Consider the following 20471-nt stretch of genomic DNA (forward strand, 5'->3'; position numbering starts at 1 on the left):
CCTATTCCGCCGCTTCGGCGCGCTGGATCTCGGCGGGCTTGCGCTTGGCGAAGAGCGCGGCCAGCTTCTGCTCCTCCTCGTCCGACAGCTCCTCGGCCGCGTCGGGGAACATTTCCTCCTCCTCTTCATCGATATGATGGAGGTAGCGCTTCTTCAAATTCGCAAAGGTTTCGCGCCATTTATCGCTGTTGAAGGGGAGATCGGCCATTTCCTCGAAATAATCGTCGATTTCCTTATGCTCGGATACGCTGTGCTGCGCATCCTCGCGCAGGTCCGGGCGCGCGAGCATCGTCGCGTAGAGGGTTTCCTCCTCCGCGGCGGCGTGGGCCGTTACCTCGATCCGGAACTGCTCGAACAGCTTTTGCAACTGCTCGGCGTCGCCTTCGGCTTCAGCCATTTGGGCGAAAAGCCGTCGGTGCAGATCATGATCCTGTTTGAGGCGGTCGAAAATCGTCGCATCGGCCATAGTCGTCTTCCTCCTTGTCGGAGACAGGAAACGACAGCAGGGCTGATTTGTGTCCCTGGCGTTCAGCCGAACAGGGCGCGAAAGATGATCGCAAGCGGAAGCCAGAGCATTCCGCCGATAATCGTCCAGGCCCAAAGCTGGAAAAGATCGCGGCGGAAGCGCAGCGCCAGACCCTGGGCCGACAAGCCGCTGTGATCGAGCATCTCCCAGCGTCGCTCAAGGCCCCGTGCCGCTACGGCAAAGCCGCCGATCGCGACGATCACGCCCAAGTGCAGCACCAGCGATCCGCCGGTTTTCGCGACGATCACGATCTGGAGCAGGCAGAACACGACCAGGGCGGCGGCAAGATGCGAACTCATCCGCTTGGCATGGGCCATCTGGCCGCCCTTCAAAGCGCTATTATTCACCGTTGCCGCCAAAAGTCCCGCCTGTCGCACCGCGATAGGAGGAAAACATGAACCGATGGTTCGTTCAACGGCAAAATGCGGGGCGATCATTGAAAAAGTTCAAGCTGCGCCGGGGGTGGTGTCAGCAGGCGGCGCAGATCGACTCGATCGGTCAATTGGCCGGGCCGCCAGTCACTCGCGACGAGGAAGGGGCGCAGCTTTGCAATCGAACTGGTGAGCCGGCCCACATCATCGAGCCGCAGCCGGCGATGGCGGCGACTGGCGACGATGCGGTCGACCGCCTTGACGCCAAGCCCCGGCACGCGCAGCAACATTTCGCGCGGCGCGCGGTTGACGTCGACCGGGAACCCCTCCCGATGCCGCAGCGCCCAGGCGAGCTTGGGATCGATGTCGAGCGGCAGGCAGCCGGTGTCCGGATCGGTGGCGCTGTCCAGTTCGTTTGCCGAATAGCCGTAAAAGCGCATCATCCAGTCAGATTGATAGAGCCGGTGTTCGCGCATCAGCGGCGGGCGCTTCAGCGGCAGTACGCTGCTCGGCGATGGGATTGGGGAAAAGGCGCTGTAATAGACGCGCCGCAGCCGGTGCCGGTCATAGAGCCGGCTCGCCCGTCCGATGATCGCCCGGTCATCCGCGCCATCGGCTCCAACGATCATCTGCGTTGACTGTCCGGCGGGCGCGAAGCGGGGCGCATGACGATAGCGGCGCCGCGCATCGCTGCCGTCCTCGATCGCACTGCGCATGTCCGCCATCGCCGTTTCGATGCGGCCTCCATGTTTCTCCGGGGCCAGCCGCTTCAGGCCCTGCTCAGTCGGCAGTTCGACATTGATCGACAGCCGGTCGGCATAGAGGCCCGCCTGCCGTGCCAGTTCCGGATCGGCATCCGGGATAGTCTTCAAATGAATATAGCCGCGGAAATCATGATCCTCGCGCAGGCTGCGGGCGACCTCCACCAGCTGTTCCATCGTATAGTCGGACGATCGGATGATACCGGACGAAAGAAACAGGCCCTCGATATAGTTGCGGCGGTAGAAGCTCAGCGTCAGATCGACCACTTCACGAACCGTGAAGCGCGCCCGCCGCACATCGCTTGACCGGCGGTTGATGCAATAATGGCAGTCGAAGATGCAGCTGTTGGTTAGCAGGATCTTGAGCAGCGAGATGCAGCGGCCATCGGGGGCGTAGGCGTGGCAAATGCCCATGCCCTCGGTCGAACCAATCCCGCCCTTCTTGCCCGAGGCGCTATCGCGCTTCGAGGTTCCGGATGACGCACAGCTTGCATCATATTTAGCGGCGTCGGCGAGGATTTCGAGCTTCTGACGAACGGAAAGAACAGCCATAATCGTTCATGATATGTTCTTAGCGGGCCCGCGTCCAGTGCTTTCATTCGCGCCAGCTCGGATCGGTGCGGTCAATCAGCCGCACCATCGCGTCAAAATCCGGCACGCCGGGGCCGGTGGGCAGCTGCACGCCGCTAAGGTCACGCTGATGGACGGCGATGACCTCCGGCGGAACTTCGACGGGCGTACCGGCAGCGCCGGTCATGACCTGAATCTCGCAGGCCCGCTGTAACATCCAATGGGTTAGGAAGGCCTGCGGAAGAGTCTCGGCCATCACCAGCGTGCCATGATTGCGCAGGAACATGACGCGATGCTCGCCGAGATTCGCGATCAGCCTTTCGCCCTCGTCGGCCCGAATCGTGACGCCTTCAAAATCATGGTAGGCGACCCGCCCGATGAAGGCGGCGGCGTAGAAGTTCGTCGGCTGCAGCCCCTCCCGCGTGGCGCTGACGGCCATGCCGGCCGTTGTGTGCGTGTGGATGACGCAGTGGGCGTCGGGCAGATGGCGGTGGAAGACGCTGTGCTGGGTAAAGCCCGCGCGGTTCACCGGATATCGGCTGTCGTCCAGTATCTGGCCGTCGATGTCGATCTTCACCAGATTGGATGCCGTCACCTCGCTGTAGAGCAGCCCGAAAGGGTTGATCAGAAAGGCATTTTCTTCATCCGGCACGCGCAGGGTGACGTGGTTGTATATCAGCTCGGACCAGCCCATATGGTCGAATATGCGGTAGCAGGCGGCCAACTGCTGCCGGGCCTGCCATTCATCCGCCGACATGCGGTCGTGGGGAGCGGGGGCTGCCATCGCGATCCTTCTCCTTTTTTCCAGAAGCGACTATCCGCCCTGAATGTCCTTTTGTCGAGCCGGGCGGCTTCAGGGTTGAACTGTCGCGACTCTGCTGGTAGGGCGCGCCCCACACGGCGCAGGGCGACCTGCGACGACTCACCGCTATTATGTTCGGGTGGCCCGTCGGGAAGGGTGTTGTTTCCTGGCGAACCGTCCGGTTTCGACTGGAGTTTGACTGGCTTATGCAAATCATCGTTCGCGACAACAATGTCGACCAGGCCCTGCGCGCGCTCAAGAAGAAGCTGCAGCGTGAGGGCGTGTATCGCGAGATGAAGCTGCGCCGCCACTATGAGAAGCCGTCGGAAAAGCGCGCTCGTGAAAAGGCTGCCGCCGTTCGCCGCGCGCGCAAGCTGGAGCGCAAGCGCGCCGAGCGCGACGGCGTTCGTTAAGAACATCCTTTTTCGGGACGGTCTGCCGATCGTCCCGCTTACTACCAGATCACCCGCACCAATCTGCGAGGCATATGCATGTCCACGACGGCTGTTCCCCTTCGTCCTATCGCCAAGGGGTCGCTGACGCGCCTCTGGATCGGTGTCGCTGCCGTGGCGCTTGCCGCTGCCGGCCTCGCTTGGGCTGGGCAGCGCAGCGTGGAAGCGTCGCCGGCCAGCTTCCTTGCCCAGAATGCGGGCGAGGATGGCGTGGTGACGACCGACTCGGGCTTGCAATATAAGGTTCTGTCGGAAGGCGCGGGGCCGAATCCGACTGCCGGTGACGTCGCGCTGGTCGGCTACAAGGGCACGCTGCTCGATGGCACGGTGTTCGATGAGAACCCGCAGACCGCGATGCCTGTCGATGGCGTTGTCCCGGGCTTTTCCGAAGGTCTGCAGAAGATGAAGAAGGGCGGCAAGTACCGCCTGTGGATCCCGCCGCAGCTCGGCTATGGCGATCAGGCCGCTGGTCCGATCCCGGCCAATTCGGTGTTGGTCTTCGACGTCCAACTGCATGATTTCAAATCCAAGGCGGACATTATGCGCATGCAGCAAATGATGCAGCAGGGTGCGGTCCCGCCCGCCGGGCACTGAAATCCTGCTTTGTTGAGAGTGCGAAAGGCTCGGGGCTTCCCGGGCCTTTTTCTTACGCGCCGACCGGCACGGTCGCAGGTGCCTCCATCTCATCGTCCAGCGCCTTGGATCGTTCCTCCAGATAGACTTTGAGCATTGCGACGATGGGATCGGCCAGGAACAGGCCCAATATGCCGAACAACGCTCCGAACAGGATCTGCGCCGACAGGACCAGGGCCGGCGCCAGGTCGGTGGCCCGCTTCGCCACCATCGGCACGATCAGATAGCCATCGACGATCTGCACCACCAGGTAGACGCCGAAGGCGAACAGCGCCGTATCCGGGCCCGCCGAAAAGCCGACCAGCACGATCAGCACGCCCGAGATGATCGAACCGATATTGGGCAGGAACGCGAACAGGCCGGTCAAGATGCCGAGCAGCCCCGCCATCGGCACGCCGCCGGCCCATAGCAGCAGCCATGTGCCGACGCCTTCTACCGCCATGCCGATCAGCCTGCCAAACATCAGCCGCCGTAGCGTCCAGCCCATCTTGTCGGCGATGCGGTAGAAATGCTTGCGCTTGTCCATCGGCAGCATCCAGGCGACGCCGCGCTCGTACAGCTTGGGCTCGACCGCAATGAAGATTGCTAGCACCAGCATCATGACGCCGCTGGTGATCGCGCCGACCATGGTTCCTACCGCGGCGGTGACTCGCCCGACCGATCCCAACGCCTGCTGCGCCAGGCTCTTGAAATCCTGCGGCGTGGTGGTGACGCCAAGCTGCTGCAGCCATGCGCCAAGGCGGTTGATCTGCGTTTCCACGATGACGCGCATCGCCTGCGCCTGCGCGGCCAGGCTCGATCCGGTGAGATAGAAGGTATAGAGGAGAAAGATGAGCGCGGCGAGCAGCACGATCGTCAGCCGCCAGCCTCTTCCGACCGGCAGTAGCCGGCGCAGCAAACGCGCCCCGCCGTCCATCATCGTGGCCAACACCAGCGCACCGAGGATCAGCATGATCGGCTGGGCCAGCAGGACGACCAGCGCGACGGCGATGCCGATCCCGAACCATACGCCCGCGCGCTTGGTTTCAAGCTGCACCAGCGGGCTGCGCATCTCGCTGGGGCCGGGTTTCTCGATATGGACTTGTCCGTCGCTCAACCCATGCCCCTTCGCACCGTTTATTTCGGGGGGGTAACGCTCGCCGGGCGGAGGCTGTTCCCGGCGCGTCCGCTGCGGAAGCTGCGGAACCAGCTCAGCGGGTTCCAGGAGGAGTTGCCGTCAAGGGAGAAGGTGATGAACTCCGCGCGGCCGCCGATCGCTTCCCAGGGCACCGGGCCGCCCAGGCCGTTCTCTTCCAGAGAGGCGCGGCTGTCGGCGCTATTGTCGCGATTGTCGCCCATCAGGAAGACATGGTGCGCAGGGATTCGCACCGGCCCGTACCAGTCCAATGTGCTCGGCCCCATGTCGATCGTCACATAGGTCTTGCCGTTCGGCAGCACCTCCTGGCGGGCCGGCAGTTCACAGACATCCTTGCCGTCCCGTCCGGGCAGGCGGGCACCGGGAAACTGGCTCGCGGGGCAGGGTGCATTGCCGTCGACGGGGATGCGGATCGGCTTCACCACCTTCTGCGCCACCGGGACGCCATTCAGGATCACCTGTCCGCCGCGCACTTCCAGTATGTCGCCAGGCAAGCCGATGACCCGCTTGATATAATCCTCGCGCCGATTGTGCGGACTGACGATGACGATATCACCGCGTTCGGGCAGCCGCCCGAAAAGCCGCCCTTTCAAGAAAGGCAGCGGATGGAAGCTGGGCGACACATAGGACCAGCCATAGGGGAATTTGCTCACCACCAGCCGGTCGCCCTTGAGCAGCACCGGCATCATCGATTCGCTGGGAATGTAGAAGGGCTTGGCGACGAAGCTGTGGAAAGCGAGCACGGCCAGGATCAGCAGCGCGATGCTCTTTACCTCATGCCACCAATTTATGGTGCCCTTCTCCGGCGGCGCGGTGGGCTCTTCAGTGGGGGAGGGGTCCTTGTCTGTCATGTCGGCGGCCGTCATGGATGTCCATCCCGCTGAAGTGCGATCCCTGCCTTCATTGCGGCAGAGCCTCGATGATCACGAAGGCCTGCGCCCATGGATGATCATCGGTTAGCGTCAGGTGAATGACGGGCCGGTGCCCCGCCGGGATCAGGGATTGCAGGCGGCGGAGCGCGCCGCCGGTGAGTTCCAGCGTGGGCGCGCCGCTGCGGCTGTTGACTACGCCGATATCCTTCATGAAGACGCCCATCCGAAAGCCGGTGCCGACCGCCTTGGAAAAAGCCTCCTTGGCGGCGAAGCGTTTGGCGAGTGTCCCGGCCTTGGTGAAGGGGCGGCGATTGGCCTTGGCCCGCTCGAACTCGGTGAAGACCCGCTGTTCGAAGCGCTCGCCGAAGCGGTCGAGCGAATTTTGTATACGCTCGATGTTGCAGAGATCGGAGCCGAGCCCGATGATCAACGCACCAGATCCATTTGCCGGCGCATCTCGCGGATGCTTCCTTCCAGGCCGCCGAAGATCGCCTCGCCGATCAGGAAATGGCCGATATTGAGTTCCACAACCTGCGGAATGGCGGCGATCGGGCCGACATTGTCGAAGGTCAGGCCATGGCCAGCATGGGGCTCGATGCCGTTCTTGGCGGCCAACGCTGCGGCGTCGGAGACGCGGCGCAGTTCCTCCGCGCGGACAGCGCCGTCGAGATGGGCATAACGGCCGGTGTGGAACTCCACGACGGGTGCGCCGAGGCGGATCGCCGCATCGATCTGCGCGGGATCGGGTTCGATGAACAGGCTGACGCGTATGCCGGCACCGCCCAACGCGCTGACGATCGGACGCAGCGTCTCCAACTGGCCGGCGGCGTCGAGGCCTCCCTCGGTCGTCCTCTCCTCCCGCTTCTCCGGCACGATGCAAGCGGCATGCGGTCGATGCTTGAGCGCAATCTCCAACATTTCCTCTGTCGCCGCCATTTCGAGGTTGAGCGGCACGGTCAGCGCCGCCATCAGCGTCGCGATATCCTCGTCGCGAATATGGCGTCGATCTTCCCGGAGATGCGCGGTGATGCCATCGGCGCCCGCCTTGACCGCCAACAGCGCGGCCTTCACGGGATCGGGATGCGTGCCCCCGCGCGCGTTCCGGATGGTCGCCACATGGTCGATATTGACGCCCAGGCGGAGAGGAGCGGGGGAGTTCGGCATGGCCGTGCTTATTTCCGGCTGCCCGGCTTGATCGCGGGGACCGCCGCCAGTTCGGGCGGGATCTGGTCGGCTTCATAGACCGGGAAATTGATGCTGACGAGCGGGTAGAAGGGAACGCCCAGTTCCACCTCTCCAGCCGACCGGTCGACCAGTGCGGCTTCGGCGACGACGATGCCGCCCTCGGCTTCCACCGCTTCGATCGCCTGCCGCGAGGACAGGCCGGTGGTCACGACATCCTCGACCATCAGAACCTTCTGTCCGGGCGTGATCGCGAAGCCGCGGCGCAGCTCGAACGTGCCCTCCGGCCGTTCGAGGAAGATGGCGTCCTTGTCCAGCGCGCGGCCGACTTCATGGCCGATGATGAGGCCGCCCATGGCCGGGGACACCACCAGATCGATTTCCTGCCGCAATTCGCGCGGCAGCTTCTGCACGGTCGCGCGGGCGAGCCGGCCGGCGCGCTCGGCATTCATCAGAACGCGCGCGCACTGCAGATAATTGGCGCTGCGACGGCCGGAGGACAGAATGAAATGCCCCTCCAGCAGTGCGCCTGCCGCCCTGAATTCCGCTAAAACTTCCTCGTCGGTCATCTCTATCTTCGATCCATCCAGCCCATGCCGCCCGCATCGCGTCAGCGGCATGCCTTCCCAGCCACGGGTATGCCCCATGATCGCGCCCCTGTGCGCGGTGAGCGAGATAGGCTCACCAACTAGGCGTTGCAACAGCGAAGAAAATCTGTTTGGGGACGCTTGAGGCATGGAAAAACGCCGCTTATAAGCCGCGGCAGACCGATCGGGCGGGGGGGACGTGTATGCGTGTGTCTTCGTTGCAGCGGCGCCAAGGGGTTACGGGGTAAGAAGACGCTTATGAAAAAGGTGAAATCGCTCGTTCTCGCTGGATTGCTGGCGTTCGCGCCGGCACTGGCGCTGAACGGTCCGGCGCTGGCCCAGGACAATGCCGCCGTCGCGGCTCCAGCCGCCGGGAATGAATCCGCTGCTGCCGATTCGGGCGCCAATGCTGCGGCGCCTGCGGCAGAAGCCGCGCCGGCGGCCAAGGTCGCCGCGCCGACGCGCATGAAGCCCACCGAAGGCATTGGCATGCCGCGCCCGGGCGAGATCACTCTTCAGGAGCAGTTTTCGCCGACCGGCCGCACCGGCCGCTGGCTGCACGACGTCATGCTGCTGCCGATCATCACCATCATTTCGGTCTTCGTTCTGGTCCTGATGCTCTATGTGATGGTGCGCTTCCGTCGCAGCGCGAATCCGGTGCCGTCGAAGACCTCGCACAACACGCTGATCGAAGTGCTCTGGACCGTGGTGCCGGTCGTGATCCTGCTCGTGATCGCGGTGCCCTCGATCGGGCTGCTCGCCGACCAGTATAAGCCCGCGCCCAAGGATGCGGTGACCGTGAAGGTAACCGGCTATCAATGGTATTGGGGCTATGAATATCCGGACAACGGCATCCCCGAATTCGTGTCGAATCTGTTGCCCAAGGACAAGGCCGAGGCGAATGGCGAGCCCTATCTGCTGGCGCCCGACAACCGCCTGGTCTTGCCGGTCGGCCGTCCGATCAAGCTGATCATCACCGGCGCCGACGTGATCCACGCCTTCGCCATTCCCTCGCTCTGGGTGAAGATGGACGCGGTGCCTGGCCGTCTCAATGAAAAGACCTTCACCATCGAGAAGCCGGGCGTCTATTACGGTCAATGTTCGGAACTGTGCGGCGCGCGCCACGGCTTCATGCCGATCGCGATCGAAGCGCTACCGCCGGCCCAGTTCGACCAGTGGATCCTTTCGCAGGGCGGCAAGCCCAAGGGCGCTGCCGATGCGGCCGCGCAGGCTTCCGCGCCTGCCGCTGCTCCCGCCGCCAAGATTTGATGTAAGGGCATAGGCCATGACCACCATCACTGCAGATCATCACGGCGAATATGCTCATGAGCATCATGACGCCGATCACAAGCCAGCCTTCTTCCAGCGCTGGTTCATGTCGACCAACCACAAGGACATCGGCACCCTCTACCTGATCTTCGCGATCATCGCCGGCATCATCGGCGGCGGAATCTCAGGCCTGATGCGCGCCGAGCTGGCTCAGCCGGGCATTCAATATCTCCAGACCTGGGCGCAGTTCAGCGACGGCCCCAACGCCACGCTGGACCAGGCCTATCACCTGTGGAACGTGCTGATCACCGCCCACGGCCTCATCATGGTTTTCTTCATGGTGATGCCCGCGATGATCGGCGGTTTCGGCAACTGGTTCGTGCCGATCATGATTGGCGCGCCGGACATGGCCTTCCCGCGGATGAACAATATCAGCTTCTGGCTGCTCATCCCGGCGTTCGTGCTGCTGCTCGGCTCGACCTTCGTGCCTGGCGGCACTGGCAATGGCGCGGGCACCGGCTGGACCGTCTATGCGCCGCTCTCGACCAGCGGCTCGGCTGGGCCGGCGGTCGACATGGCGATCCTGTCGCTCCACATTGCGGGTGCCAGCTCGATCCTGGGTGCGATCAACTTCATCACCACCATCTTGAACATGCGCGCGCCGGGCATGACCCTGCACAAGATGCCGCTGTTCGTCTGGTCGGTGCTGGTTACCGCCTTCCTGCTGCTGCTCGCGCTCCCGGTTCTGGCCGCGGCGATCACCATGCTGCTGACCGACCGCAATTTCGGCACCACCTTCTATGATGCCGCCGGCGGTGGCGATCCGGAGCTTTACCAGCATCTCTTCTGGTTCTTCGGCCACCCCGAAGTGTACATCATGATCCTGCCGGGCTTCGGCATCATCAGCCAGATCGTCTCGACCTTCAGCCGCAAGCCCGTCTTCGGGTATCTCGGCATGGCCTATGCCATGGTCGCGATCGGCGTCGTCGGCTTCGTCGTCTGGGCGCACCACATGTTCACCACCGGCATGTCGGTCAATGTGAAGATGTACTTCACCGCCGCCACCATGGTTATCGCGGTGCCGACCGGCATCAAGATCTTCTCCTGGATCGCGACGATCTGGGGCGGGTCGATCAGCTTCAAGACCCCGATGGTCTGGGCGCTGGGCTTCATCTTCCTGTTCACCGTAGGCGGCGTGACCGGCGTTGTGCTCGCCAATGGCGGCGTCGATGACGTGCTGCACGACACTTATTATGTGGTGGCACACTTCCACTATGTGCTCTCGCTGGGCGCCGTGTTCGGCCTGTTCGCCGGCTTCTACTACTGGTTCCCGAAGATGTCGGGCCGCATGTATAACGAGTTCCTCGGCCACCTGCATTTCTGGGTGTTCTTCGTGGGCGTGAACATGCTGTTCTTCCCCATGCACTTCCTGGGCCTGTCGGGTATGCCGCGCCGCTACCCCGACTATCCGGAAGCCTTCGCCTATTGGAACAAGGTCGCCAGCCACGGCTATGAGATCATGGCCGCCGGCATGTTGATCTTCTTCGTAAATCTGATCTGGTCGCTTGCTGCCGGCCGGAAGGCGGAGGGGAACCCCTGGGGCGAAGGCGCCACGACGCTGGAATGGACGCTGACCAGCCCGCCGCCCTTCCACCAGTTCGAAACCCTGCCGGTCGTCGACTGACCGGCACCGTCTAAGGCATTCGATGGGAGTGCCGGGATGAGCCGAATGGAAGGCGAAATCCCTGATAGGAACAGCCCCGGCGCGAACCATGGCGCCGGGCTGTCGCATGAGGAGAATATGGCAAGTTCGCCGCTATCGGCTGGAAACAGCATGTCCATCATGACAGCGGATTGGCGTGATTTCGTCGCGCTAACCAAGCCGCGCGTCATGACCCTTGTCGTTTTCACGGGACTTTGCGGCCTGCTCGCGGCTCCCGGCCATGTCCATCCCGTGCTCGCCTTTACCGCGATCCTCTGCATCGCGCTCGGAGCGGGCGCGGCTGCGGCGCTCAACCAATGGTATGAGGCCGATATCGACGCGAAGATGAAGCGGACCGCCAATCGGCCGCTTCCCGGCGGGCGGATGGACCGGCAGACGGCGCTTCATTTCGGCGTCGGCCTCTCCTTCTTCTCGGTTCTGCTGATGGGGATGGCGACCAACTGGCTCGCCGCTGCGGTGCTCGCCGTCTCGATCCTTTTTTATGTTTTCATCTACACGATCTGGCTGAAGCCGCGGACCGCGCAAAATATCGTGATCGGCGGCGCCGCCGGCGCCTTTCCACCCGTAATCGGCTGGGCTGCCGTGACCGGGGACATCAGTGCGCTGCCCGTCGCTCTGTTCATGCTGATCTTCTTCTGGACGCCTCCCCATTTCTGGGCGCTTGCGCTGTTCGTGAAGATCGATTATGCGGCCGCTGGCATCCCGATGCTGCCGGTGGTGGCGGGCGAGGTTGCCACGCGTCGGCAGATCTGGTTCTACACCGCGATCATGGCCGTCGCGGCGATGGCGCCGGTGCTGCTCAACCTGACCGGACCGATCTACGGCACGGTGGCGCTGCTCGCGACTGCGCTGTTCGCCTTCTTCGCTTTTCAGGTATTTCGCCGCCGAGAGTCCGACCCCGCCAGCATGGGTCCGGAAAAGCGGCTGTTCAAATATTCGATCCTCTATCTCTTCCTGCTGTTCGGCGCCGTCGTCGTCGACCGTTGGCTGATGGCATGACCCCGGAAGAGGACAAGAAGATCCGCGCCCGGCAGAAGTCGCGGGCGATCGTGACGGGCCTGCTGCTGGGTGCGCTGGTGATCCTTTTCTACGCGATCACCATCGCGAAGATCGGGGGCGGCCAGTGATCGTGTCTCTGCCCCCCTCGCCATTCGATCGGGACCGTCGTAATCGGCGCACCATGATCGGCATGGCCGGCATCGGCCTTGCGATGCTCGGTCTGGGTTTTGCCTCCGTGCCGCTGTACCGGATTTTCTGCGAGCAGACCGGTTTTGGCGGTACGACGCGCCGGGCCGCCGCCGACGTCCAGGTGCGCGAAGCGGTCGGACACAAGATGTCGATCCGTTTTGATTCCAATGTGGCGCCCGGAATGCCCTGGCAATTCCACCCGGAGCGTCCGACCGCCACCGTGACGATCGGCGCGCGCAGCATGGCGATCTTCGTTGCGAAGAACATGTCCGACAAGCCGGTAACGGGCACCGCCAGCTTCAACGTCACCCCGACTCAGGCGGGCGCCCATTTTACCAAAATCCAGTGTTTCTGCTTCACCCAGCAGACGCTGCAGCCGGGCGAGCAGGTCCGGATGCCGGTGATCTACTATGTCGATCCCCAGATTCTTGAGGATTCCGACAACAGGGATACGCAGCAAATTACGCTCAGCTACACCTTCTATCCTGTTGAGCAGGACAAGAAGCCAAGCTAAGGCAAGCAACGATAAGGAACAGGGAAGAGAACGTCATGGCAGGCGCCAAGAACCACGATTATCATATTCTTCCGCCCAGCATTTGGCCGATGTTCGGCTCCATGTCGGCGCTGGTGATGGCGTTCGGCGCGATCATGTGGATGCACCCCGACGCAATGCCGGCCGGCGGCGGCTGGGTCTTCCTGATCGGGGTCGCAGGCGTGCTGTTCACCATGTACAGCTGGTGGGCCAACGTAATTTCCGAAGCCCATGCCGGCGATCATACGCCGGTGGTGCAGCTGCACCTGCGCTACGGCATGATCCTGTTCATCGCCTCCGAAGTCATGTTCTTCGTCGGCTGGTTCTGGTCCTTCTTCGACTTCTCCCTGTTCCCCAGCCAGTTGGCGCCGATCGAAGGCCTCTTCCCCTCGAAGGGCGTCGAGGTGATGAACGCGTTCGAGCTGCCGCTGCTCAACACGCTCATCCTGCTTTGCTCGGGCACCACGGTCACCTGGGCGCACCACTCGCTGATCCACGGCGATCGGGAAGGTCTGAAGAAGGGGCTTTGGATCACCGTCATCCTCGGCCTGCTCTTCTCGTCCATCCAGGCCTATGAATATGCGCACGCGCCCTTCCCGTTCGGCGGCAGCCCCTACAGCTCGGCCTTCTACATGGCGACCGGCTTCCACGGCTTCCACGTTCTGATCGGCACCATCTTCCTGATCGTTAATCTGGTGCGCGTGTATAAGGGCCACTTCACCCCGCGCCAGCATTTCGGTTTCGAAGCGGCCGCATGGTACTGGCATTTCGTGGACGTCGTGTGGCTCTTCCTCTTCGTCGCCATCTATGTCTGGGGCGGCTGGGGCGCGCCGGTCCACGGCGGCTGATCGCCAGCATTTCATCCTCATGAAGACGGCCGGACATGTTCCGGCCGTTTCCTTTTGAGCGGGCGGCTTTATGCTCGGACCAACGCCCAGCCATTGGCGGTCCTCGCCGCGCCCCACCTCGTCGCGGTTCTGGACCCCGGGCATGTTTGAAAGTGAGTACATCATGCGCCGCCTGCCCTTGATACCGACGCTGATCGTGCTTGCGGCCGTGGCGGTGATGATCGCGCTCGGCTGCTGGCAGCTGCAGCGCCGCAGCGAGAAGGAAGCGATGCTCGCGCTGGCGGCGGCGAATAGCGGCAAGCCGGCGGTGAGCTATCCGGCGATGGCTCCGGTTCCGCCCGACCTGCTGTTCCGCCCTTCGTCGCTCCATTGCCTGCGAGTCGTGGGCTGGCGCACCGAAGCCGGACGGGCGGCGGACGGATCGACCGGCTATCGCCAAATCGCCGAATGTGCGACCGGGGCAGAGGGGCCGGGCGCGCTCGTGACCGTGGGTGTCGTGCAGAAGCCGGACGCGAAGCCGGCCTGGACCGGCGGCCAAGTTCGTGGCTGGATCGCCGAGGAGCCGGATCATCGCTCGCTGCTCACGCGCATGACGGGCAAGGCCATGCCGCTGCGCCCCATGCTGATCGCCGCACAGGCGCCCGCTGGCATGAAGCCCGCCGCCCGGCCCAGCGCCGCGGACGTGCCCAACAATCATCTCGCGTATGCGGTTCAGTGGTTCTTCTTCGCCGCCGTGGCGGTGATCATCTACCTCCTGGCGGTCGCCAAGCGCCCCCGTCCGCCAAGCGATCCCACGTAAAAGCTTGCTCCTTGGGGCGAGCAGCGCTACCGGCCTACCCCATCATGCAATATGTGAGCACCAGAGGGAGCGCTCCCGCGCTCGGGTTCGAGGATGTGACGCTGGCCGGCCTCGCGTCCGACGGCGGGCTGTATCTGCCGGAGCAATGGCCAAGCTTTTCAGCCGACCAGATTCGCGCGCTGTCTGGCCTCTCCTATGTCGAAACGGCGGTGCGTGTGATGACGCCCTTCGTCGCTGGCTCATTGAGCGAAGACGAACTGCGGGAGCTTTGCACTGCGGCCTACGGGCGCTTCAGCCATCAGGCGGTAACGCCGCTGGTCCAGCTGGATCATCAGCAATGGCTGCTTGAATTGTTCCACGGCCCCACCCTGGCATTCAAGGATGTGGCGCTGCAGCTGCTGGGCCAGCTGTTCGAACGTTTCCTGTCGCGGCGCGACGATCATCTGACGATCGTGGGCGCGACGTCGGGCGACACCGGATCGGCCGCCATCGATGCGGTTGCGGGTCGGTCGAAGATCGACATCTTCATGCTGCATCCCGAGGGGCGTGTGTCCGACGTGCAGCGGCGGCAGATGACGACCGTGCTGGCGCCCAACGTCTATAATATCGCGATCGACGGCAGCTTCGACGATGCGCAGGCGCTGGTAAAGGCGATGTTCAACGACGCCGACTTCGCGCGCCGCTTCAACCTGTCGGCCGTCAACAGCATCAACTGGGCGCGCCTGATGGCACAGGTGGTCTATTATTTCTACGCCGCAGTCCGGCTGGGCGCGCCGGAGCGGCCAGTCGCCTTTTCCGTCCCCACGGGCAATTTCGGAGATGTGTTCGCCGGCTATGTGGCGGCACAGATGGGCTTGCCGGTCGCCCAGCTGATCGTCGCGACCAACGTCAACGACATTCTCCATCGCGCGCTGTCCGATGGCGACTACAGCCAGGGTCAGGTCGTGGCGACCGCGACCCCCAGCATGGACATTCAGGTCAGTTCCAACTTCGAGCGGCTGCTGTTCGATGCGGGCGGTCGCGACGGTGTCGCGCTGGCGGCGCAGATGAAGGGCTTTGAGGGCAGCAAGGCGATGCGCCTCACCAACGCGCAGCGCGACGGCGCCGCCAAGATATTGAGCTCGGCGCGGATCGACGCCGACGGGATGACGATGGCGATGCGCTGGGCATTCGACGCGGCGGGGCAAGTGATCGATCCGCATAGCGCGATCGGCCTCGCGGCGGCGCGCGAGGCGAAGGTCGATCCGTCCGTTCCTGTGGTAACGCTGGCGACGGCGCATCCCGCGAAATTCCCCACTGCGGTGGAGCGGGCGACAGGCGTGCGTCCCGGCGTCCCGGGGCGCGTCGGCGACCTGTTCGCGCGCGAGGAGGCCTATGCCAAGCTGCCCGCGACCTTTGAGGCGATCACCGCCTATATTGCCGAGCGCGCCACGCCCCGACCCTGAGCTGGTGGCGCACATGGGACGGAGGACAGCGTGGAGCTGAAGACGCTGACGGGCGAGCCATGGGCCGATTATGGCCTGATCGACTCCGGCGCCGGCCGCAAGCTGGAGCGCTATGGCAATTTCCGCTTCATCCGTCCCGAACCGCAGGCGATGTGGGCCGCTGCCAGCGCCGATTGGCAGGCGGATGGCGAATTCGTCCCCGGCTCCGATGAGGAGGGTGGCGGGCGCTGGTTTTATGAACGTCCGGTGCCGGCCGACGGCTGGCCGCTTGGCTGGAACGAAGTGACGTTTCAGGCGAGCTGCACGCCTTTCCGCCACCTTGGCTTCTTCCCCGACATGGCCCCGGTCTGGAGCTGGATGCGGGAGCAGGTCGCGGACAAGGATGGGGCGCAGGTGATGAACCTGTTCGGCTATACCGGCGTCGGCACGCTCGCCATGGCGGCAGCGGGGGCGCAGATGGTGCATGTCGATGCCTCGAAGAAATCCGTCGCCCAGGCGCGCGCCAATGCGGCGCTGTCGCGGCTGGACGATCGGCCGGTGCGTTGGATCGTGGATGACGCCGCGAAGTTCGTCGCGCGGGAAGTGCGGCGTGGGCGGCGCTATGACGGCATCCTGCTCGATCCGCCTAAATATGGACGCGGCCCTGATGGAGAAGTGTGGCGGCTGGAAGAGGATCTGCCGGGCCTGATCGCCGATTGCCGCCAATTGCTGGACGCCGACAGCCGCTTCCTGTTCCTGACCGTCTATGCGGTCCGCATGTCGGCGCTGGCGATCGGGGAATTGCTGCGCCAGGCCTTTGCCGATCTGCCCGGCGTCGTGGAGGCTGGCGAACTGACGGTCCGCGAGGAAGCGCGCGGGCTTGAGCTTCCGACCGCCATCTGGGCGCGCTGGCGGCGCTAACGCCGCTGCGCAGGCGCGCGAAGTCCTGCGGTTTCGCTCTTTGCCAGTTCGCGCTTCAACTGCCCGGCGGACGGTGCGATCAGGAAGCCGAAGCTGACGCAGCCCTGCTTGGTTCCCACGACATGGTGGAGCCGGTGCGCCTGGACGATCCGCTTCATATAGGCGGAGCGGGGCACATAGCGGTGACCGACGCGGCGGTGGACGATGATGTCGTGAAAGCCGAGATAGATGGCGCCATAGGCTGCGATGCCCGCGCCGACGGCGGTAGCCCAGCTGCCCCAGCCCCATTGCACGCCGCCCAGTAGCAGCAGGATGGAGGGTAGCGCGAAGATCACGAAATACAGGTCGTTCGCCTCCCACATGCCGGAGCGCGGGCGGTGATGGCTGGCGTGCAGGAACCAGCCCGGACCGTGCATCACCCAGCGATGCATCACATAGGCAAAGCCTTCCATGGCGGCGATGGTGAGGAGGAAGAGGAGCAGCAGGGACATCGAAGGCATGGCGGCATTATAGGCAGCCGCACGGGCTGAGGCGAGCGGCTATCTTGCTGTCCGCTGGCCGCTGGGGGTGTGAAGGACCCGCTGCGGATAGGGGATCGTAATGCCATGTTCCCGGAAGAGTAGCCAGAGGCGGCCGAGCACATCCGACCTGACGCTGCCGATGCCGCTTTCCGGATCGCTGATCCACACCAGAATGTCGTGCTCGACGCGGCTCTCGCCAAAGCCTGTCAGCCACACATTGGGTTTGGGGTTGCGCAAGACGCGCGGGCTCTCCTGCGCGGCGCGGAGCATGAGGTCCTGGGCGAGCTTCAGGTCGCAGTCGAAGCTGATGCCAACGGGAATGCGAACGCGGACATTGCGGTCGGAGTAGGACCAGTTCTCCACCTCCTGCGTCATCAGATTTTCGTTCGGGATCAAATGCTCCTTTCCGTCGCGAGTGATGACGGAGACGGCGCGCACACCGATCTTGTTGACCCAGCCGAAACTGTCGCCGACGACGATCACGTCGCCCGGCTTGATCGACCGGTCCATCAGCAGGATGATGCCGGCGATCAGGTTGCCGAACGTCTTTTGCAGGCCGAAGCCGACGGCCAAGCCGAGCGCGCCGGAGAAGACGGCGAAGGCGGTGAGGTCGATGGCGAGCAGGTCGACGCCGATGAAGAAGGCGGCGACCACGACGGCGATGGCGGCGAGCTTCTGTCCCAGCAGCTTTTGCGTGGCGTCAAGGCCGTGGGCGCGGCTGATGCTGCGTTCGATGATCCTGTTGGCGAGGCGGACCAGGGCGAAGAGCGCGACACCGGTCGCAGCCATGCTGACCAGGCCGAGCAGCGTCACACGGCGCTTGCCGAGGCTGATGCCTACCCTGTCCAGCATGTCGGCCACCGGGGCGAAGCCGCCGCTGCTGCTGGACAGCACCGTGACGAAGAGCAGGAGCGCCAGCGGAATGACGGCAAGACGCGGAATGGCGAGGCTGCGAAGGATGTGGACGGCAAGGGCCGAGATCGAGAAGGCAATGGCCGCGCCGAGGATCAGATGCGCAAAGTCGCCGATCGGCCATAGCGCGACCGGGAGCGCCAGCAGGCCGGCGGCAAAGAGATGCTTGAGGATCGGGCGCAGGTGGCCGGCGAGCGCGTCGCCCAGCGCGCGCATGCGGCGGCGCAGGCGGGGCGAGACGAAGCGGGCGAGCGCGCCGGCGATCAGATAGGCCGTGGCCGCCAGCACCAGTGCGATCAGGGGATGAACGATCGCCGGATCGCCGGGCAGCGGGGCAAGCAGCGCGGGAATGCCCTGCATCATGCGCGGGCGGCGCGGAACCGGGCCAAGCCCGCGTCCAGATCGGCGATCAGGTCGTCAGGATCTTCCAGGCCGATCTGTAAGCGGACGAGCGGCCCCTCTGCCTGCCATGGCTTGGCGGTGCGGTAGCGGGCGGGATCGACCGGCAGGGCGAGGCTTTCGAACCCGCCCCAGCTATAGCCGATGCCGAAATGCGCGAGGCCATCGATCAGCGCCGCGCGCGCCCGTTCATCGCCGCCGTCCAGAATGAAGCTGAAGAGGCCGCTCGATCCGCTGAAGTCGCGCCGCCACAGATCATGGCCGGGGCAGGACGGGAGAGCGGGGTGCAGGACGCGGGCGACATCGGGCTGCTGCGCCAGCCACTCGGCAACACGCAAGGCGCTCGCCTGATGCTGGTTCAGGCGGACGCCCAGCGTGCGGAGCCCGCGCGCGGCCAGCCATGCATCGTCGGGGCTGGTCATCTGGCCGAAGAGATAGGCCGCCTTCTGGATGCGCGGGAAGACGTCCGGGGTGGCGGTCACCGACCCCATCATGACGTCGCTATGTCCGACAATATATTTGGTGCAGGCGAGAATGGATATGTCGACGCCGTGCGATAGGGCCGGAAAGAAGAAAGGCGTGGCCCAAGTGTTATCGATCAGCGTCGCAATGCCCTTTTCCCGCGCGATGGCGGCGATCGCGGGAACGTCCTGAACCTCGAAGGTCAGGCTGCCGGGGCTTTCCATGAAGATGGCGCGGGTCGCATCGGTGATGAGGCCGGCTATGCCGGCACCGACGGTCGGGTCATAATAAATCGTGTCGATGCCGAGCGGCCGCAGCATCTGTTCGCAGAAATTGCGCGTCGGATCATAGGCGCTGTCCACCATCAGCAGCTGGTCGCCCGGATTCAGCACCGCCATCAGCGCGCAGGCGATAGCGGCGACGCCCGAAGGGTAGAGCATCGTGCCCTCGGCGCCCGGCTCCAGTTCGGTGAGCGCGTCGGCGAGGCTCCAACTGGTCGGCGTGCCCTTCCGTCCGTAGAAGAGCCGCTCATGCGTGCTGCGCCCCGCTGCGCTGCGCAGATGCGCCACATCGTCGTAGAGGATGGTGGAGGCGCGCCACACGGGCGGGCTGACGATGGCGCCGGGCTGGCCGGGCATGCCGGTCCATTCGGGCCTGCGGCCCGCCTGCGCGAGTTGGGTGAGCGGCTTCCTGTCTTTGCTCATTCCGCGGCACCGGTCGCCTTGGGCGTCGCAGGATCGAGGCCCCATTCCGACCAGCTGCCATCGTAGAGAGTGACGTCGGTCTTGCCGAGCAGCTCAAGACCCGCGAGCAGGATCGCCGCCGTCACGCCGCTGCCGCAGCTGGTGATGATCGGGCGGGAGAAATCGGTGCCGGCGTCCAGGAAGAGACGGCGCAGTTCTTCCCCCTGCTTCATGCTGTTGTCAGCCCTGTAGAAGCTGGCGGAGGGAATGTTGCGCGAGCCGGGGATGTGGCCCGACGCCATGCCAGGGCGCGGCTCCTGCTCCTCGCCTGAGAAGCGCGCGGCGCTGCGAGCATCGAGTATCTGTTCGGCGCGCGTGTCGAGATTTGCGAGCAAATCCTCCTTGGTCCGCACCTGCGCAGGCGTGTAGCGGGCGACGGCGTTGCCGCGCTTGGGCGAAGGCATGCCGCTTTCGGTCGGACGCCCTTCCGCCAGCCACTTGATCAGCCCGCCGTCCAGGATCGCAACGCTTTTGCCGATGCCATAGAGGCGCATCATCCACCAGCCGCGTGCGGCGCTGTGGGTCGGGCTGTTGTCATAAACGATGATGCGGCTCTCGGCATCGAGGCCCAACTGCTGGCAGCGCTCCGTCATGAAGTCCTTGGTCGGGAGCATGCCGGGGCGAGGATCGTCAGGATCGGCGAGGGTCGGGAGGTCGAGGAACGCTGCGCCGGGGATATGCGCGGATTCGAATTCGGCCTGCGCGTCGCGGGGCGTTCCCGGCAGGAAGAGGCTCGCATCCACGATCCTGATGTCGTCCTTGCCCAGCTCCCCGGCGAGCCAGTCGGTCGAAACCAATATGTTCATGCGCGGCGTTCCCCTTGTGCTTGCAGCCGTTCT

The 20471-nt window shown here is 64.3% G+C and carries 24 protein-coding genes; 11 read left to right on the plus strand and 13 right to left on the minus strand.

The window, feature by feature from the left end; all coding sequences use genetic code 11:
- Nucleotide 1: 1 nt before the first annotated feature.
- The 4 genes from L858_RS0107375 to L858_RS0107390 all read right to left on the minus strand — a co-directional run bounded on the left by L858_RS0107375 (nt 2) and on the right by L858_RS0107390 (nt 3012).
- Nucleotides 2-466: a hemerythrin domain-containing protein gene (locus L858_RS0107375; protein ID WP_022682513.1), complete on the minus strand. Its 465-nt coding sequence runs from the start codon at nt 464-466 to the stop codon at nt 2-4.
- A 62-nt stretch (nt 467-528) separates the two neighbouring features.
- Nucleotides 529-843, minus strand: a complete 315-nt coding sequence (locus L858_RS0107380; RefSeq protein ID WP_051132615.1) for a hypothetical protein — start codon at nt 841-843, stop codon at nt 529-531.
- A gap of 116 nt (nt 844-959) precedes the next feature.
- Nucleotides 960-2210, minus strand: a complete 1251-nt coding sequence (locus L858_RS0107385; protein ID WP_022682515.1) for a putative DNA modification/repair radical SAM protein — start codon at nt 2208-2210, stop codon at nt 960-962.
- A gap of 43 nt (nt 2211-2253) precedes the next feature.
- Nucleotides 2254-3012: a class II aldolase/adducin family protein gene (locus tag L858_RS0107390; protein ID WP_028055903.1), complete on the minus strand. Its 759-nt coding sequence runs from the start codon at nt 3010-3012 to the stop codon at nt 2254-2256.
- 224 nt (nt 3013-3236) lie between these two features.
- On the opposite strand from L858_RS0107390, the gene rpsU reads away from it, so the two are divergent.
- The gene (rpsU, locus tag L858_RS0107395) at nt 3237-3443 is read left to right on the plus strand and encodes a 30S ribosomal protein S21 (protein WP_004208618.1); all 207 of its coding nucleotides are present in this window, start codon (nt 3237-3239) and stop codon (nt 3441-3443) included.
- 78 nt (nt 3444-3521) lie between these two features.
- On the plus strand, nt 3522-4076 hold the full coding sequence (locus L858_RS0107400; RefSeq protein ID WP_022682517.1) for an FKBP-type peptidyl-prolyl cis-trans isomerase: 555 nt from the start codon (nt 3522-3524) through the stop codon (nt 4074-4076).
- Nucleotides 4077-4128: 52 nt separating this feature from the next.
- Here the strand turns inward: L858_RS0107400 and L858_RS0107405 are convergent, their stop codons facing one another.
- Genes L858_RS0107405 through pyrE form a run of 5 tightly spaced genes read right to left on the minus strand, consistent with a single transcriptional unit; the run spans nt 4129 to nt 7873 of the window.
- Complete coding sequence (locus L858_RS0107405) at nt 4129-5211, minus strand: AI-2E family transporter (RefSeq protein ID WP_022682518.1); 1083 nt, start codon at nt 5209-5211, stop codon at nt 4129-4131.
- 20 nt (nt 5212-5231) lie between these two features.
- Nucleotides 5232-6116, minus strand: coding sequence for a signal peptidase I (lepB, locus tag L858_RS0107410; RefSeq protein WP_022682519.1), 885 nt, complete (start codon nt 6114-6116; stop codon nt 5232-5234).
- A 34-nt stretch (nt 6117-6150) separates the two neighbouring features.
- Entirely contained in the window at nt 6151-6552 is a 402-nt protein-coding gene (acpS, locus tag L858_RS0107415; protein WP_022682520.1) for a holo-ACP synthase, read from the minus strand.
- Nucleotides 6549-7286: a pyridoxine 5'-phosphate synthase gene (locus tag L858_RS0107420; protein WP_022682521.1), complete on the minus strand. Its 738-nt coding sequence runs from the start codon at nt 7284-7286 to the stop codon at nt 6549-6551. The genes acpS and L858_RS0107420 overlap by 4 nt, the downstream gene beginning before the upstream one ends.
- 8 nt (nt 7287-7294) lie before the next feature.
- Nucleotides 7295-7873 (minus strand): orotate phosphoribosyltransferase, encoded by a 579-nt coding sequence (pyrE, locus tag L858_RS0107425; RefSeq protein WP_028055904.1) that lies wholly within the window; start codon nt 7871-7873, stop codon nt 7295-7297.
- Nucleotides 7874-8149: 276 nt separating this feature from the next.
- Between pyrE and coxB the strand changes: the two genes are divergently transcribed.
- The 9 genes from coxB to L858_RS0107470 all read left to right on the plus strand — a co-directional run bounded on the left by coxB (nt 8150) and on the right by L858_RS0107470 (nt 16595).
- Nucleotides 8150-9160, plus strand: coding sequence for a cytochrome c oxidase subunit II (gene coxB / locus L858_RS0107430; RefSeq protein WP_022682523.1), 1011 nt, complete (start codon nt 8150-8152; stop codon nt 9158-9160).
- A gap of 16 nt (nt 9161-9176) precedes the next feature.
- On the plus strand, nt 9177-10844 hold the full coding sequence (gene ctaD, locus L858_RS0107435) for a cytochrome c oxidase subunit I (RefSeq protein ID WP_022682524.1): 1668 nt from the start codon (nt 9177-9179) through the stop codon (nt 10842-10844).
- Between the two features lie 117 nt (nt 10845-10961).
- On the plus strand, nt 10962-11882 hold the full coding sequence (locus L858_RS0107440) for a heme o synthase (protein ID WP_028055905.1): 921 nt from the start codon (nt 10962-10964) through the stop codon (nt 11880-11882).
- Nucleotides 11879-12010, plus strand: coding sequence for a hypothetical protein (locus tag L858_RS22410; RefSeq protein WP_022682526.1), 132 nt, complete (start codon nt 11879-11881; stop codon nt 12008-12010). Before L858_RS0107440 ends, L858_RS22410 begins: the two co-directional genes overlap by 4 nt.
- The gene (locus tag L858_RS0107450; RefSeq protein ID WP_028055906.1) at nt 12010-12585 is read left to right on the plus strand and encodes a cytochrome c oxidase assembly protein; all 576 of its coding nucleotides are present in this window, start codon (nt 12010-12012) and stop codon (nt 12583-12585) included. The genes L858_RS22410 and L858_RS0107450 overlap by 1 nt, the downstream gene beginning before the upstream one ends.
- 35 nt (nt 12586-12620) lie before the next feature.
- Nucleotides 12621-13451, plus strand: a complete 831-nt coding sequence (locus L858_RS0107455; RefSeq protein WP_022682528.1) for a cytochrome c oxidase subunit 3 — start codon at nt 12621-12623, stop codon at nt 13449-13451.
- A gap of 142 nt (nt 13452-13593) precedes the next feature.
- On the plus strand, nt 13594-14250 hold the full coding sequence (locus L858_RS0107460; RefSeq protein WP_022682529.1) for an SURF1 family protein: 657 nt from the start codon (nt 13594-13596) through the stop codon (nt 14248-14250).
- A 44-nt stretch (nt 14251-14294) separates the two neighbouring features.
- Nucleotides 14295-15695, plus strand: a complete 1401-nt coding sequence (gene thrC / locus L858_RS0107465; protein WP_022682530.1) for a threonine synthase — start codon at nt 14295-14297, stop codon at nt 15693-15695.
- Between the two features lie 30 nt (nt 15696-15725).
- Nucleotides 15726-16595, plus strand: coding sequence for a class I SAM-dependent methyltransferase (locus L858_RS0107470; protein ID WP_022682531.1), 870 nt, complete (start codon nt 15726-15728; stop codon nt 16593-16595).
- On the opposite strand, the gene L858_RS0107475 is transcribed toward L858_RS0107470, so the two are convergent.
- The 4 genes from L858_RS0107475 to sseA are packed head-to-tail and all read right to left on the minus strand — an operon-like array spanning nt 16592 to nt 20438.
- A complete protein-coding gene (locus tag L858_RS0107475; protein ID WP_022682532.1) occupies nt 16592-17095 on the minus strand; it encodes a sterol desaturase family protein in 504 nt (167 codons plus the stop codon). The two genes, L858_RS0107470 and L858_RS0107475, sit on opposite strands and share 4 nt — an antisense overlap.
- Before the next feature lie 39 nt (nt 17096-17134).
- Nucleotides 17135-18391 carry a mechanosensitive ion channel domain-containing protein gene (locus L858_RS0107480; RefSeq protein WP_022682533.1) on the minus strand — a complete coding sequence of 419 codons (1257 nt, stop codon included), beginning with the start codon at nt 18389-18391 and terminating at the stop codon, nt 17135-17137.
- Nucleotides 18388-19593 (minus strand): cystathionine beta-lyase, encoded by a 1206-nt coding sequence (gene metC, locus L858_RS0107485; RefSeq protein ID WP_022682534.1) that lies wholly within the window; start codon nt 19591-19593, stop codon nt 18388-18390. The genes L858_RS0107480 and metC overlap by 4 nt, the downstream gene beginning before the upstream one ends.
- The gene (gene sseA, locus L858_RS0107490; protein WP_022682535.1) at nt 19590-20438 is read right to left on the minus strand and encodes a 3-mercaptopyruvate sulfurtransferase; all 849 of its coding nucleotides are present in this window, start codon (nt 20436-20438) and stop codon (nt 19590-19592) included. The genes metC and sseA overlap by 4 nt, the downstream gene beginning before the upstream one ends.
- Nucleotides 20439-20471: the final 33 nt, after the last annotated feature.

This window comes from Sphingobium bisphenolivorans (assembly GCF_000412635.1).
GTDB lineage: Bacteria > Pseudomonadota > Alphaproteobacteria > Sphingomonadales > Sphingomonadaceae > Sphingobium > Sphingobium bisphenolivorans.

Coding starts and splice junctions, on each gene's coding strand:
- L858_RS0107375 (WP_022682513.1), bottom strand. CDS start 466: ATGGCCGATGCGACGATTTTCGACCGCCTCAAACAGGATCATGATCTG.
- L858_RS0107380 (WP_051132615.1), bottom strand. CDS start 843: ATGGCCCATGCCAAGCGGATGAGTTCGCATCTTGCCGCCGCCCTGGTC.
- L858_RS0107385 (WP_022682515.1), bottom strand. CDS start 2,210: ATGGCTGTTCTTTCCGTTCGTCAGAAGCTCGAAATCCTCGCCGACGCC.
- L858_RS0107390 (WP_028055903.1), bottom strand. CDS start 3,012: ATGGCAGCCCCCGCTCCCCACGACCGCATGTCGGCGGATGAATGGCAG.
- rpsU (WP_004208618.1), top strand. CDS start 3,237: ATGCAAATCATCGTTCGCGACAACAATGTCGACCAGGCCCTGCGCGCG.
- L858_RS0107400 (WP_022682517.1), top strand. CDS start 3,522: ATGTCCACGACGGCTGTTCCCCTTCGTCCTATCGCCAAGGGGTCGCTG.
- lepB (WP_022682519.1), bottom strand. CDS start 6,116: ATGACGGCCGCCGACATGACAGACAAGGACCCCTCCCCCACTGAAGAG.
- L858_RS0107420 (WP_022682521.1), bottom strand. CDS start 7,286: ATGCCGAACTCCCCCGCTCCTCTCCGCCTGGGCGTCAATATCGACCAT.
- pyrE (WP_028055904.1), bottom strand. CDS start 7,873: ATGACCGACGAGGAAGTTTTAGCGGAATTCAGGGCGGCAGGCGCACTG.
- coxB (WP_022682523.1), top strand. CDS start 8,150: ATGAAAAAGGTGAAATCGCTCGTTCTCGCTGGATTGCTGGCGTTCGCG.
- ctaD (WP_022682524.1), top strand. CDS start 9,177: ATGACCACCATCACTGCAGATCATCACGGCGAATATGCTCATGAGCAT.
- L858_RS0107440 (WP_028055905.1), top strand. CDS start 10,962: ATGGCAAGTTCGCCGCTATCGGCTGGAAACAGCATGTCCATCATGACA.
- L858_RS22410 (WP_022682526.1), top strand. CDS start 11,879: ATGACCCCGGAAGAGGACAAGAAGATCCGCGCCCGGCAGAAGTCGCGG.
- L858_RS0107455 (WP_022682528.1), top strand. CDS start 12,621: ATGGCAGGCGCCAAGAACCACGATTATCATATTCTTCCGCCCAGCATT.
- L858_RS0107460 (WP_022682529.1), top strand. CDS start 13,594: ATGTTTGAAAGTGAGTACATCATGCGCCGCCTGCCCTTGATACCGACG.
- thrC (WP_022682530.1), top strand. CDS start 14,295: ATGCAATATGTGAGCACCAGAGGGAGCGCTCCCGCGCTCGGGTTCGAG.
- L858_RS0107475 (WP_022682532.1), bottom strand. CDS start 17,095: ATGCCTTCGATGTCCCTGCTGCTCCTCTTCCTCCTCACCATCGCCGCC.
- L858_RS0107480 (WP_022682533.1), bottom strand. CDS start 18,391: ATGATGCAGGGCATTCCCGCGCTGCTTGCCCCGCTGCCCGGCGATCCG.
- metC (WP_022682534.1), bottom strand. CDS start 19,593: ATGAGCAAAGACAGGAAGCCGCTCACCCAACTCGCGCAGGCGGGCCGC.
- sseA (WP_022682535.1), bottom strand. CDS start 20,438: ATGAACATATTGGTTTCGACCGACTGGCTCGCCGGGGAGCTGGGCAAG.